Here is a 13,331-nt window from a genome sequence, read left to right as displayed (position 1 = left end):
TCGGGGGTCGGCGTGCGGTAGTCCTGGCGAGAGCGGCCGCCTCGGAACGCGGGGGGCGGCACGCCCCGGCCGCCCGAGGCGCGGGCCTGGGCGGGCACCGCCCAGCTCCCGCCGCCGGTCCGGCCGGCCGACGCCCCCGGGGCGTCCGAGGGCCGGGGTGGGCGTCCGAGGCCCCTCACCGTGCTCACCGTGCGCGCGGTGCCCGTGCCCGCTGCCGCGCGGCCTCGTAGAGCGCGACGCTGCCCGCGTTGGCGGCGTTCAACGAGCTGGCCGCACCGGTGATCGGGATGCGGACCAGCACGTCGCAGGCCTCCCGCCACGCCGCGCTGAGGCCGGTGGTCTCGTTGCCCACGAGCAGCAACGTCGGACCGGTGAGGTCGTACTCGTCGATGTCCACCGTGCCGTGCTCGTCGGTGCCGACGACGGCGAGCGGCAGCCCGGTGTCCCGCGACGATCCGACCCACCTGGCTACCTCGCGGTGGCTGGGCGATCGGACGACGGGCAGGGAGAACAGCGATCCGGTGCTGCCGCGCACCGACCGGGGGTCGTAGGCGTCGGCGGAGTGCCCGGTGGTGATGAGACCGGACGCGCCGAAGGCATCGGCCGACCGCACCAGGGCACCGATGTTGCCCGGGGTGGAGGGGCGGTCGAAGACCACGCCGAGGAAGTCCGGCCCGGTGACCAGGCGGTCGAGGTCGTCGGGGCGCTGTTCGACGACCGCCACCAGCTCGGGGGTCTCCTCGGCTTTCTCACCGAGTTCGCGGAGCAGGTCCGGGGCCATCGCGACACGCTCCGCGTCGACGCTCCCCAGCAGCTCGCTGGCCCAGCGGGAGAGCCGTCGCTCGTGGTCGAACAGCAGGCTGCGCACCCGCCAGCCGTGCTCGACCGCGAGGGAGATCGGGCGAACGCCCTGCACGACGAACTCGCCGGCCCGTTGCCGCTTGGTGCGGTTGGTGAGCAGGGCCTGCCACTGCTGGAAGCGTGCGTTGCGGGTGGTGATCCGCAGCGGTTTCGCCATCTCGCCTCTCCGTGCGACGCCCCCTGCCGGGGCGGAAGGGATGTCGGTGGCCCCAGGGGGCTGGTGCTCCGGGGGCCGGGCGGCCGGGACGACGGGTCAGGGACGCGGCGCCCGTTGCTCCCTGGCCGTGGCGTAGAGGCAGACCGCGGCGGCCGTGCCCAGGTTCAGGCTCTCCGCCGCCCCGTACAGGGGGACGCGGACGGTGGTGTCCACCGAGGCGAGGACCTCGGCTGGCACCCCGTGGGCCTCGCTGCCGAAGACCCACGCCGTCGGTCGCCGGAGGGTGGTGGCGACCTCCTCGTCGTGGAGGTCGGCGTCGCCCTTCCCGTCGGCGGCGACCAGTCGCAGGCCCGCCGCCCGGCAGGCGCTCGTCACGGCGTCGAGATCGCGGGACCGAGCGACCGGCAGGTGGAACAGGCTTCCGGTGGACGCCCGGACGCACTTGCCGTTGTGCGGGTCGACGGTGTCGCCCGCGAAGACGACCGCGTCGGCACCGGCGGCGTCGGCCACCCGGAGGACCGTGCCGGCGTTGCCCGGGTCCGCGATACCGGCGAGCACGGCGACCAGCCTCGGCTGACCGTTCAGCGCGGCCCGGAGCGGAACCTCCACCAGGTCGCAGACCGCCACGATCCCCTGGGGGGTGACCGTCTCGGACAGACCGTCGGCCGCGCGCTCGGTCAGCGGGCTCACCGGGACCCCGGCGACGTGGGCCGAGGCCACCAGCTCGGGATTGCGCCCCGAGGCCGGGTCGGTGACGAAGAGCTCGTGCACCCGGCCCCCGCCGTCGGCGGCCCACCGGAGCGCCTCGCGGACCGCCTGCGCGCCCTCGGCCAGGAAACGGCCGGCCCGCTCCCGGCCGGTCCTCCTGGTCAGCCGCCTCGCGGCGACGACCCGGGGCGTTCGTTCCGTGTACCGGATCGAAGCGTCCCCGGGTCGTGGTCCGATGTCACCCGTCTGGCGGGCGCCGGTGTCCCTGCCGGTCAGGCGGCTTCCTCGGCTGCCGGGGTGGCGGGCAGGTTGGCCTTGGCGACCTCGACCAGCGCGGTGAAGGCGGCCGGGTCGCTCACGGCGAGCTCGGCCAGGATCTTCCGGTCCACCTGGACATCGGCGAGCTTCAGGCCCTGGATCAGCCGGTTGTAGGTCAGGCCGTTCTGACGAGCGGCCGCGTTGATCCGGGTGATCCACAGCTTGCGGAAGTCGCCCTTGCGCGCCCGCCGGTCCCGGTAGGCGTAGTTGAGCGAGTGGAGCACCTGCTCCTTGGCCTTGCGGTACAGCCGGGACCGCTGGCCGCGGTAACCGCTGGCCAGTTCGAGAGTCGTGCGGCGCTTCTTTTGGGCGTTGACCGCCCGCTTGACGCGTGCCACGGTTCCGTCCTGTCGATCTCTCGGAGCGGCATGACGCCACTCCTGGGGGTCTGGGTCAGTGCTGGTTGCGGTGCCGCGCCGTCCCGTCCGCCGCCCGAGGCGGGGTCAGGTGGCGCGGAGCACGCCGGTCCGTCTCAGAGACCGAGGAGCTTCTTCACCTTGGGCACGTCGTTCTTGGCGACGACGGCGGTGCCCTCCAACCGGCGGGTGAGCCGGGTCTCCTTGCGCTCCAGGAGGTGGCGGCGGCCAGCGCGCTCGCGGCGCAGCTTGCCGGTACCGGTCACCCGGAAACGCTTCGATGCACCGCTGTGCGTCTTCTGCTTCGGCATGTCCGTCCTCAATCGTTCGTCCCACCCGGGTGACCGAGCGGGTCAGCGGCGATCCGGCAGCCCGGGGGCTGCCGGACCACGCTGGGCGTGCCGGCGCGCTCGGTTACTCCGAGTCGCCCTTCGCACGCGTCGGCTTGGCGTTCTTGTGCGGGGCCAGCACCATGATCATGTTGCGGCCGTCCTGCTTCGGAGTCGCCTCCACGAAGCCCAGCTCGGCCACGTCGTCCGCCAACCTCTGCAACAGTCGGAAACCCAACTCGGGCCGGGACTGCTCACGACCGCGGAACATGATGGTCACCTTGACCTTGTTCCCCTGTCCGAGGAACCGGGCCACGTGACCCTTCTTGGTCGCGTAGTCGTGCGGGTCGATCTTCGGCCGGAGCTTCTGCTCCTTGATCACGGTGAGCTGCTGGTTGCGACGCGACTCGCGTGCCTTCTGCGCGCTCTCGTACTTGAACTTGCCGTAGTCCATGAGCTTGCAGACCGGCGGGCGTGCCTGCGGTGCGACCTCGACGAGGTCGAGATCCGACTCACCAGCCAGGCGGAGGGCGTCCTCGATGCGGACGATCCCGACCTGCTCGCCGTTGGGTCCGACCAACCGGACCTCCGGCACGCGGATGCGGTCGTTGATGCGCGGGTCGGCGCTGATGGGGCCTCCTCGGTTCGTGCTCTTCGTACGTCTGCGGCCGGGGCCGATGGCCGCACCGTGAACGCCAGAAAGCCCCGGTGCTCACACACTCGGGGCCCGCGTTCCGACCGGTCCGCGCACGCACGGCGCACGCTCCCGCGTCCGACGCGGGAAGCCGGATCCCGTGCGGACGTGACGTCCGACGGCGATCCGGGGACCGGACCCGTCCACCTCGCGGCGATCCGGGTGGGAGCGGTGCTCCACTTGCCGCCCCCGCTGACGCGGAGGCTGGTCGCACGTGTCAGGGTACCAGCCGTGAACGAGCACCAGCCAGCAGACTCGGACGCCGAGCAGGACGTCCGCGAACTCTCCACGATCCCCAGCGTCGAGGTCATCAGCCGCGCCGCCGTCATGCTGATGTCCGCCGCCGCCGAACGGCTCGGGCTGGCCGACGAGGACCCGGAGCGGAGCGAGCTGCGGGACCTCGACGAGGCCCGCCGCCTCATCACCGCGCTGGCCGGGCTCGTCACCTCCTCGGTCGAGTACCTGGGCCCGCACGCCGCGTCCATGCGCGACGGGCTCCAGGCCCTGCAGAAGGCGTTCCGCGAGACGTCCCCCCACCCGGACGCGCCCGGAGCGGGCCCCGGGGAGAAGTACACCGGGCCGGTGCGCTGACCGGCTCCTCGTCGAGGGGGCGCTCGGCGCGCCCCCGCCTCGGGTGCCGCGTCACCCGGGTGGCGAGACGACGGGGGGTCGGAGTGGCCGGCCGCCACCACGGCCGGCCACCCGCGCCTCAGACGCCGGCCGGTTCGCGGACGTCGAGGACCTGCCGCAGGAACGTCGCCGTGTGGCTGTCGGGGTTCACGGCCACCTCCTCCGGGGTGCCCTGCGCCACCACCGTGCCACCACCGGAACCCCCTTCGGGCCCCATGTCGACGATCCAGTCCGAGGTCTTGATGACGTCGAGGTTGTGCTCGATGACGATCACCGTGTTCCCCTTGTCGACCAGTCCGTTGACCACCCCGAGGAGCTTGCGGATGTCCTCGAAGTGCAGACCGGTCGTCGGTTCGTCGAGCACGTAGACGGTTCGCCCGGTCGACCGCTTCTGGAGCTCGCTCGCCAGCTTGACGCGCTGCGCCTCGCCGCCGGAGAGGGTGGGGGCCGGCTGGCCCAGCCGCACGTAGCCGAGCCCCACGTCGACAAGGGTGCTCAGGTGCCGGTGGATCGCCTTGATGGGTTCGAAGAAGTCGGCGGCCTCCTCGATGGGCATGTCGAGGACCTCGGCGATGGTCCTGCCCTTGTAGTGCACCTCCAGCGTCTCCCGGTTGTACCGGGCGCCCCGGCAGACCTCGCAGGGCACGTAGACGTCGGGCAGGAAGTTCATCTCGATCTTGATCGTGCCGTCACCGGCGCACGCCTCGCAGCGGCCGCCCTTCACGTTGAACGAGAAGCGGCCCGGCTGGTAGCCCCGGACCTTCGCCTCGGTGGTGGCGGCGAACAGCTTCCGGATGTGGTCGAAGACGCCGGTGTAGGTGGCCGGGTTGGACCTCGGCGTCCGCCCGATCGGGGACTGGTCGACCTGGACCAGCTTGTCGACCTGGTCGAGCCCGTTGACGCGGGTGTGCCGCCCCGGAACCATCCGGGCGCCGTTGAGGCGGTTGGCCAGCACCCTCGCGAGGATGTCGTTCACCAGGGTGGACTTGCCCGATCCGGACACCCCGGTGACCGACACCAGCGCCCCGAGGGGGAACGAGACGTCGATCCCCCGCAGGTTGTGCTCCCTGGCGCCGACCACGGTCAACTTCCGCCGCCGGTCGATCCGGCGCCGCTCGGTCGGCACCGCGATGGTGTGCCGACCGGCCAGGTAGTCACCCGTGAGGGAGGCGGTGTTCTCCAGCAGCTCCTCGTACCTGCCGGAGTGCACCACCCGGCCGCCGCGCTCCCCGGCCCCGGGCCCGACGTCCACGACCCAGTCGGCGTTGCGGATGGTGTCCTCGTCGTGCTCCACCACGATCAGCGTGTTGCCGAGGTCCCGCAGCCGGGTCAGCGTGTCGATCAGGCGGTGGTTGTCCCGCTGGTGCAGGCCGATGGAGGGCTCGTCCAGGACGTAGAGCACCCCGACCAACCCCGAACCGATCTGGGTGGCCAGCCGGATGCGCTGCGCCTCCCCGCCGGAGAGGGTGCCGGCGGCCCGGTCGAGTGAGAGGTAGTCCAAGCCGACGTCGAGCAGGAAGCCGAGGCGGGCCGCGATCTCCTTGAGCACCCGACCCGCGATCATCTCCTCCCGGGGCCCGAGGGTGAGCCCGGCGAGGAAACGGGTGGACTCGGCCACGCTCAGGGCGCACACCTCGGCGATCGACTTCTCGCCGAACTCCGCGTTGTCGAGGGTCACGGCGAGGATCTCGGGCTTGAGCCTCGACCCCTTGCACGCGGGGCAGGGCACCTCCCGCATGTAGCCCTCGTACTTCTCCCTGGCCGCGTCCGACTCGGTCTGCTCCAGTCGACGCTCCAGGAACGGGATCACGCCCTCGAAGGCCGCGTAGTAGGACCGTTGCCTGCCGTACCGGTTGCGGTAGCGCACGTGGACCTGCTCGTCCACGCCGTGCAACACCGCCTTCTGGACCTTGGCCGGCAACCGCCGCCACGGGACGTCCATCCGGAAGCCGACGGTCTCCGAGAGCGACTCGAGCAGGCGGGTGAAGTACTCGGCGCTCTGCCCGGTGGACCAGGGGGCGATCGCGCCGTCGACCAGCGACCGCTCCTCGTCGGGGACCACCAGTTCCGGGTCGACCTCCTTGCGGACGCCGATGCCGGTGCACGTCGGGCAGGCCCCGTAGGGCGCGTTGAAGGAGAAGGAACGGGGTTCGAGGTCATCCACGGCAAGGGCGTGCCCGTTGGGGCAGGCCATCCGCTCCGAGAACCGGCGCTCCCGGTCCGGGTCGTGCGCCGGGCGGTCGACGAAGTCCAGCACCACGAGCCCGTCGGCCAGGCGCAGGGCGGTCTCCACCGAGTCGGTGAGCCGCTGCTTCGCGGTGGGCTTCACCGACAGCCGGTCGATGACGACCTCGATGTCGTGCTTCTCCTGCTTCTTCAACGTCGGTGGGTCGGTCAGCGAGTGCACGACCCCGTCGACGCGGACCCGGGAGTAACCCTGGGTGGGCAGCTCCGCGAACAGGTCGACGTACTCGCCCTTGCGGCCCCGGACGACGGGCGCGAGCACCTGGAACCGGGTGCCCTCCTCCAGGTCGAGCACCTGGTCCACGATCTGCTGCGGCGTCTGCCGGCTGATCGTCGCACCGCAGGTCGGGCAGTGCGGCTTGCCGGCGCGCGCGTAGAGCAGCCGGAGGTAGTCGTAGACCTCGGTGATGGTGCCGACCGTGGAACGGGGGTTCCGGCTCGTGGACTTCTGGTCGATGGACACCGCGGGGGAGAGGCCCTCGATGAAGTCCACGTCCGGCTTGTCCATCTGCCCCAGGAACTGGCGGGCGTAGGCGGACAGTGACTCCACGTAGCGCCGCTGGCCCTCGGCGAAGATCGTGTCGAAGGCCAGGCTGGACTTGCCCGAGCCGGACAACCCGGTGAACACGATGAGGCTGTCCCTCGGCAGGTCGAGGTCGACGCCCTTCAGATTGTGCTCGCGAGCGCCGCGGACGACGAGGCGATCGGCCACGCTGTGGTCCCTTCACCTGATGATGGATGTGAGAACCGCCGGCCGTCCTCGAGAACGGGTACGGCGATGTCCTGAGTTCGTGTCGTCTGCCCGTGTCCCTCGGCATCGTCGAGCACGATCGGCCCGGCGGCCCCGACCGCGTCGCTGGGCGACCGGTCCGGCCTGGCTGGACCCAGGCAGGGGGCAGACCCACCCATGCTAGGCGCGGCCACCGACAGAACCCGCCGGAGCGAGCCCGACCCCCGCGGCCCACCTCGGGAAGCGGTGACACATGGTGATCACGTCGGACCCCAACGAGGCGTCGCCCGCCGGCGTCGACCCCGGCCAGCCGGGCCCCCTCGTCGGACGATACTCCTGCTGGCGTCCACCACGCCGCGAGACGACGGTCACGGTCCGTCACCCAATTGGGCGATCTACCCCCTGTTCGTGTGAGGCCACGCCCCCCGCAGCGGGTCTAGGCTGGTCCCCACAAGCGGGCACCAACCCCGGTAGGGGGCGAGATGAACGCATCCTCCTCGGCTCCGGCCGCCGGCTACTGGACGGTGACGGCGGCGCAGACGGGCGACGACCAGGCCAGCGCCGCCCGCCGCGCGGCGGCGGGTCGGGCGTTGTTGGCCGAAGCGGACCGCGCCCTGCTGCGCACCGTCATGGACCTCGACGACGCGGCGGTGGCCGGTCCCAGTCGGGTTCCGGGGTGGACGAGGGCACACGTGCTCACGCACCTGTCCCGGCAGGCGGACGCCGCCTCCAACCTCCTGCTCTGGGCCAGGACCGGCGTCGAGCACACCCCCTACCCGAGCCTGGACGACCGCGACGCCGACATCGTCGAGGGGGCCGACCGCTCCTGGCGGCTCCTGGTCGAGGATGTCCTGGCCTCCAGCCAGCGGTTCGCCCACGCGGTGGCGAACCTGCCCCCGGAGGCGTGGGCGGTGCGGCTCACCGATGACGACGACCAGCCGCTCCCCGCCGAGGAGGTGCCCTGGCTGCGGTTGTGCGAGGTGTGGATCCACCTCGTCGACCTCGACTCGGGCCTGGACTTCCCGGACGTCCCCGAGGCGACGTCGGTCGCGCTGGTGGAACACGTGATGCGCCGCCTCACCCACCACCGGGACACGGAACCGCTGGTCGTCGTGGCCGGGCTGCCGGACGGCTCCCGGCACCGCTGGCACGTCCCGGGCCGGGAGGACCTGCCCGCGCAGGAGGTCTGGGGGCCCCTGCCCGAGATGCTCGCCTGGCTGGCGGGCCGGTCGGAGGGCCGAGGCCTCACCGGGCGGCTGCCGGCGCTGCCCTCCTGGTTCTGAGCGCTCACGCCCACCTGCCCGGCCCCCGCTCGCGCTGGCACGAGGAGCGGTGGTCCGCGCTGCGCGGCCATCGGCGACGTCGCGCCCTCGTCCCGGTGCGCTCCCCCCCTCGGAACCCCGACGCTCGGGACCCGCTCCGCCTGGCGCCCTGCCCGAGAACGATCACGGCGGGTCAGGGCCGGCGGGCACCCGCGGTGCGTCGGGGAGGCCCGTGCGGCCGAGGGATCACACCGGGTCCAGGCGGGCCCTGAGCAGGCAGAACTCGTTGCCCTCCGGATCGGCCAGGACATGCCACGGCTCCTCGCCGGTCTGGCCGACATCAGCCGGACGGGCACCGAGCCCCAGCAGCCGTTCGAGCTCGGCGTCCTGGTCGCGGTCGGTGGCGTTGACGTCGATGTGCAGCCGGGCCTTCCCCGGCTCCGGCTCGTCCCGGCGGCTGAGGATGATCGTCGGCTGCGGACCGCCGAAACCCTCGCGCGGCCCGATCTCCACCATGTCGCCGTCCTCGCGGTCGAGCACGACGAAGTCCAGGACCTCGCACCAGAACCGCGCCAGCAGCTCGGGATCGCGGCAACCGAGGACGATCTCGCTGATACGACACGCCATGGCGGGACCTGCTCTCGAGACGGGGGGCGGAGGGGCCGCGTTGGGTGCGTGGCTCCCCGAGGCGGGATGATCTCGCGCCGACCGTAACAACTCGACCCGGCGCCGGCGAGAGGATTTCGAGCCCCTTCCCGGTCACAGCGCCGGCCCGGGCCGCGACGTCCCAGGGCACGACCCGAGCCGGCCTGGCCGGTGTGAGCCGTCCTCGACCACGCCCGGGCCCTGGTCGACGCGGCACTCCTCGCGGCCGCGGTCGGCGGGTCGGCCGGGATCAGCCCCGGTCCGACCCCGGGCCAGCCGGTCGCTGCCCCACCGACTCCGCCCGCCCCGCGCCCTCGTCGGCCCGTCGCGACCCAGCTCCGTCCCGCTGGGTGACGGCGGATTCCACCAGGTCGTCAACCGACCGGGTGGGCTCACCCCGCCCCGGTCGCTCGTGCTCGCCACCGAGCCCGTTGCCCGGGTGGTCCGTTCGGGAGCCCTCGGCCTCGGCGCGCCCGCCGGACGCGGGGGCCTCCGCCGCCGGCACCGGGGCGGGACCGGAGGAACCCCGCCAGGAGCGCAGCAGTTCGGGCAACCGGCGGGTCAGCCAGCGGTGCGCGGGACGTTCCACGAGCTTGGTCAGGAGCCAACCCAGCAGGATGGCCTGGGCCACCACCGCGGCCAGCCGCACCCAGGAGCTGGTGACACCGCTGGTCAGCAGCACGCTGGACAGCAGGTAGCCGACCTCCTGGTTGAGCAGGTAGACGCCGAAGGAGATGCCGCCGATCCAGCGGATGGGCCTGGCGAAGGTCATCAGGACGGGGTTGTCCCAGTCCGGGCCGCCGGCCGCCAGGGAGATCAACACCAGCAGCACACCGAAGGCGACGGTGGACGCCAGGTCCGCCGAGTGCGCCTCGTGGGCGACCAACAGCACGCCCAGCAGCGCCGTCAGGTGCCAGCCACCCAACCGGCGACGGCTCCAGAACCAGATCGCGGCGCCAGCCGCGAACAGGTGCGCCCGGTGGAGGCCGAGACCGTCGAAGAGCAACCGGAACCACTGCGGGCTGTCCGGCGTGTAGAGGAGGCGCAACCCGAGGGGGACGAGCACGACGGCCCAGATGAGGGCCGGCGCGTGCCAGGTGTTCCACCGCCCCCGGGGCCAGAGGAGCGCCGCGGCGGTGAAGGCCATCAGCTGCACGGGCAGCGTCCAGTAGGCGCCGTCGACGTAGTGCACCGACGGCAGCCACGACTGGAGGAGCAGCAGGTTGCCGGCCACGTCCCACGGCGTGGGGACGTACCAGTCGGCCGGCGCGAGCGCGGCGAAGGCCGCCCAGGTGAACAGCACCGCGACCACGTAGGCCGGCAACAGCCGGGCGACCCGGTTCCACCACCACCGCGGGGTGTTGCCCCTGCGCACCGTCTCGCAGACGAAGAACGCCGAGATCGTCAGCAGCGTGGCCGCGCCGATCTGCAACGAGAACCGGAAGGGCGGGTCGCCCAACTCCGGGTGGTTGATGGTGACCTGGTGGGTCGCGTGTTGGAACACCACCGCGAGCACGGCGATGACCCGCAGCACATCCCAACTGATGCGGCGCGGCGACCTGGTCGTCTTCACTCCGGTGTACTGCACGGGCCCCCTGGGGTCGGGGCGGCCGACGGGCACGGGTGGCGCCCCGGCTGCCGTGGAACGGAACGGATGCGGCGACGGGCTGTGACGGTCACCGCTCACACCGAGTTAACGGTACGGACCGAGGATGATCCTTTCCAGGAAGACAGCCGGGCATGTGCGGCGTCTCTCGGTGCGCCGGCCACGCGCTGTGACCGATCCCGCGACGTGGCCGCGCCGCCAGCCGGGAATACGCCGGTGGTTAGGCTTGGCTTCGTGGAGCGCTCAGAGGACTACACGGGTCACGTCGAACCGGGGGGCGCCGAGTCCGTGCGCACCCTCGCCGCCCTGGTCATCACCAAGGTGTCGGTGGGCCCGATGGACAACAACGCCTACCTGCTCCGGTGCCGGGAGAGCGGTGACGCCGTCCTGATCGACGCGGCCGACGACCCGGAGCGGCTCTCCGACCTCATCGGCCACGACGACGACCGGGCACGGCTGCGCACCATCGTCACCACCCACCGGCACCGCGACCACTGGCGGGCGCTGGGAGCGGTGGCCGGGGCCTACGGCGTCGACACCGCCGTGCACCCGGAGGACGCCGCTGACCTGCCGGTGCCGCCCGACGTCCTGTTGGAGCACGGGGACACCCTGCCCGTCGGCCGGTGTGAGCTGGAGGTCATCCACCTCCGCGGCCACACGCCGGGGTCGATCGCCCTGCTCTACCGCGACCCCGAGGGGCACCCGCACCTGTTCACCGGCGACTCCCTCTTCCCGGGCGGGGTCGGCAAGACGCAGTCGCCCGCCGACTTCCGGTCCCTGATCACCGACGTCGAACAGCGGATCTTCGACGTACTGCCGGACGACACCTGGGTGTACCCGGGGCACGGGGACGACACCACCCTCGGCGCGGAACGCCCCAAACTCGGGGAGTGGAGGGAACGGGGCTGGTGAGTCCGGCCCGCCTCCTGCCAGCCCGGTAGCGGGCCGCGTGGCCCGCGACCGAATTCGGGACGTGCGAACCGGATCACGAGGTGCGTCGTCGGGGTCACCGGCCGACCGAGCTCCACGAGCGCGGTCCTCGGCGCGGTTCCGCCGCTGCGCGCGCGACGGGGATGACGGCCGCGAGACCGGGTACTCCCTGGCCATGACGTCTGATGCGCCGAGGAGGCCACGACCCGCCGCGACGGTGACGCCGTGCGTGGACGGGCCGTTGCTGCTCAGGGGTGACTACGAGTTGCTCACCCCCGAGGGGGAACGGATCGAACCCGGCAGGCGGACGGTGGCGTTGTGCCGGTGTGGGCGGTCGGCGATCAAGCCGTTCTGCGACGGCACCCACGACTCGACCCGGTTCCGCGCCTCGGGGGACCGCGAACGGCCGCCGGGTCGGTGACCGGCGGCCGAGCCCGCCGCGTGCTCGACCCCAACTCCCCCTGACGGGCCAGCGGCCCGCCGTCTGACGGGTTCGTGCCCCGGGGCGGGCGCGGCGCGCTGGTCACGGTTCTGGCCACCGGCTGGGTGGGGCCGCGAACGGCGCGGCCGGGAGCCTGGCGCGCTCCACGGGCCGGGCGCCTCGTGCGCCCCGTCAGCCGGGAAGGGGCGCGTCCCGGCCGTGGCCTCCCGGTCCGCCGCTGGGCGAGCGGCTCACGACGGGATCTGCTGGTCAGCCAGCGGTCGCTCCGCCGGGCGCCCCGGTGCGGGCCCGGGGTCAGGGGTGGACGGCGACCGGTGCGGACGGACCCACACCCGAGGCCGAGCGCAGCGTCGAGACGCCCTGCCGCCACCGGCTGAGGGCGAACTCGCCGAACTCCGCCTCCAGCCGCAGGTAGCAGGCGGCGCCGAAGAGGATGTCCCCAGCGGCGTCCGGCCGGGCGAGGGCGTGGCTCCCGCACAGGTCGTTCGCCGCGACCTGCTCGTGCACGGCGTCCGCCTCCACGTGCTCGTCGAAGTACTCGACCGCCTCCGGCGAGCCGCCCAGCCTGCGCAGGCCGCCCCCGATCCGGCGGTTCGGCAGGGTCGAGGTCATCTCGAACGCGGCGAGGTGGCCGAGGGTGGCGCCGAGCCAGCGCCGGTGGAGGCCGAACAGGTGCATCAGGTTGCTCGCCGCGAGCATCACGGCGGGCGCCTCGTCGACGTAGGCGTCGGACAGGCCCAGTTCACGCATCGTGACCCTGAACAGCTCGGCGTGGATCCGCTCGGGGTGCCCCCCGCCGTACTCGTCCGCCTGGATCTCCACCAGGGCGCCCTTGGTGCGGCCGTCCAGCCGTGGCAGTGCCCAGCTGTGCGGGTCCGCCTCCTTGAGGTGGTAGGCGGAGCGGTGGATGAGGAACTCGCGGAACTGCTCGAGGGTGGCCTCCCGCTGGAGGAAGCTGGCCAGCGGGGGGCCGTCGGAGTCGGCGATCAGCTGGCGGAGGGCGGCGGGGACGTCCCTGGGGGCGGGGGGCTCCGAGAAGGGGGCGAAGGGGAGCAGGGCGGTTTCCCAGTCCCGTTCGACTCCCGCGCGCCACCCCAGCAGTGCGGGGTTCCACTCCCATCCGTCGTCCACGTCCTCGAAGCCCCGGTAGTGGAGCTCGTAGCAGACCCACAACGCGAGCTGGAGGTCGTCGTCGTGCCACGGTTCGTCGGTGGCGGCGCCCCGTGGGGGGAGGGAGACCCGCTCGGCGGGGGGCTGGCGCAGAACCTCGATGACCGCGGCGCTCAGTGGTCCCCTGGCTGGGGGAAGGCGCATGTCTCCTCCTGGCGTTCCCGGGCGTCCGTTCCCCTCGCTCGCTCCCACGCGCGGCGGGAACGGGGAGGGGCGCGTCGTCGTCGAACGGGCCCTTCCGCCGCTCGG

The 13,331-nt window shown here is 72.8% G+C and carries 13 protein-coding genes; 4 read left to right on the top strand and 9 right to left on the bottom strand.

The features are described from left to right. Positions 1-184: 184 nt before the first annotated feature. From ACOJVX_RS07265 to infC, 5 genes are all read right to left on the bottom strand, one after another. Positions 185-1,018 (bottom strand): TrmH family RNA methyltransferase, encoded by an 834-nt coding sequence (locus ACOJVX_RS07265; protein ID WP_026418445.1) that lies wholly within the window; start codon positions 1,016-1,018, stop codon positions 185-187. Positions 1,019-1,114: 96 nt separating this feature from the next. Beyond that, the gene (locus tag ACOJVX_RS07260) at positions 1,115-1,936 is read right to left on the bottom strand and encodes a TrmH family RNA methyltransferase (RefSeq protein ID WP_081715370.1); all 822 of its coding nucleotides are present in this window, start codon (positions 1,934-1,936) and stop codon (positions 1,115-1,117) included. A 62-nt stretch (positions 1,937-1,998) separates the two neighbouring features. Next, positions 1,999-2,382, bottom strand: a complete 384-nt coding sequence (rplT, locus tag ACOJVX_RS07255; protein WP_016700250.1) for a 50S ribosomal protein L20 — start codon at positions 2,380-2,382, stop codon at positions 1,999-2,001. 134 nt (positions 2,383-2,516) lie between these two features. Next, a complete protein-coding gene (rpmI, locus tag ACOJVX_RS07250) occupies positions 2,517-2,711 on the bottom strand; it encodes a 50S ribosomal protein L35 (protein ID WP_026418443.1) in 195 nt (64 codons plus the stop codon). 103 nt (positions 2,712-2,814) lie between these two features. Next, positions 2,815-3,408 (bottom strand): translation initiation factor IF-3, encoded by a 594-nt coding sequence (infC, locus tag ACOJVX_RS07245; RefSeq protein WP_081715358.1) that lies wholly within the window; start codon positions 3,406-3,408, stop codon positions 2,815-2,817. 246 nt (positions 3,409-3,654) lie between these two features. On the opposite strand from infC, the gene ACOJVX_RS07240 reads away from it, so the two are divergent. After that, positions 3,655-4,014, top strand: coding sequence for a DUF1844 domain-containing protein (locus ACOJVX_RS07240; RefSeq protein ID WP_051313845.1), 360 nt, complete (start codon positions 3,655-3,657; stop codon positions 4,012-4,014). A gap of 118 nt (positions 4,015-4,132) precedes the next feature. On the opposite strand, the gene uvrA is transcribed toward ACOJVX_RS07240, so the two are convergent. After that, entirely contained in the window at positions 4,133-7,009 is a 2,877-nt protein-coding gene (gene uvrA / locus ACOJVX_RS07235) for an excinuclease ABC subunit UvrA (RefSeq protein WP_026418441.1), read from the bottom strand. Between the two features lie 500 nt (positions 7,010-7,509). On the opposite strand from uvrA, the gene ACOJVX_RS07230 reads away from it, so the two are divergent. Beyond that, on the top strand, positions 7,510-8,310 hold the full coding sequence (locus ACOJVX_RS07230; protein WP_051712811.1) for a maleylpyruvate isomerase family mycothiol-dependent enzyme: 801 nt from the start codon (positions 7,510-7,512) through the stop codon (positions 8,308-8,310). Between the two features lie 225 nt (positions 8,311-8,535). Here the strand turns inward: ACOJVX_RS07230 and ACOJVX_RS07225 are convergent, their stop codons facing one another. Together ACOJVX_RS07225 and ACOJVX_RS07220 are read right to left on the bottom strand one after the other, a co-directional pair. Then, positions 8,536-8,916: a VOC family protein gene (locus ACOJVX_RS07225; RefSeq protein WP_026418440.1), complete on the bottom strand. Its 381-nt coding sequence runs from the start codon at positions 8,914-8,916 to the stop codon at positions 8,536-8,538. A gap of 268 nt (positions 8,917-9,184) precedes the next feature. Next, positions 9,185-10,507 (bottom strand): acyltransferase family protein, encoded by a 1,323-nt coding sequence (locus ACOJVX_RS07220; protein ID WP_245588752.1) that lies wholly within the window; start codon positions 10,505-10,507, stop codon positions 9,185-9,187. A 267-nt stretch (positions 10,508-10,774) separates the two neighbouring features. Between ACOJVX_RS07220 and ACOJVX_RS07215 the strand changes: the two genes are divergently transcribed. Together ACOJVX_RS07215 and ACOJVX_RS07210 are read left to right on the top strand one after the other, a co-directional pair. Further along, complete coding sequence (locus ACOJVX_RS07215; protein ID WP_026418439.1) at positions 10,775-11,452, top strand: MBL fold metallo-hydrolase; 678 nt, start codon at positions 10,775-10,777, stop codon at positions 11,450-11,452. Between the two features lie 193 nt (positions 11,453-11,645). Beyond that, a complete protein-coding gene (locus tag ACOJVX_RS07210) occupies positions 11,646-11,891 on the top strand; it encodes a CDGSH iron-sulfur domain-containing protein (protein WP_030106531.1) in 246 nt (81 codons plus the stop codon). A gap of 315 nt (positions 11,892-12,206) precedes the next feature. Here the strand turns inward: ACOJVX_RS07210 and ACOJVX_RS07205 are convergent, their stop codons facing one another. Beyond that, positions 12,207-13,226 (bottom strand): iron-containing redox enzyme family protein, encoded by a 1,020-nt coding sequence (locus ACOJVX_RS07205; protein WP_422647355.1) that lies wholly within the window; start codon positions 13,224-13,226, stop codon positions 12,207-12,209. Positions 13,227-13,331 lie beyond the last annotated feature (105 nt).

The organism is Actinoalloteichus caeruleus, assembly GCF_049311605.1.
Lineage (GTDB): Bacteria > Actinomycetota > Actinomycetes > Mycobacteriales > Pseudonocardiaceae > Actinoalloteichus_B > Actinoalloteichus_B caeruleus.
The sequence above is the reverse complement of the archived record's forward strand: the minus strand, read 5'-3'. Positions and strand labels throughout refer to the sequence as shown.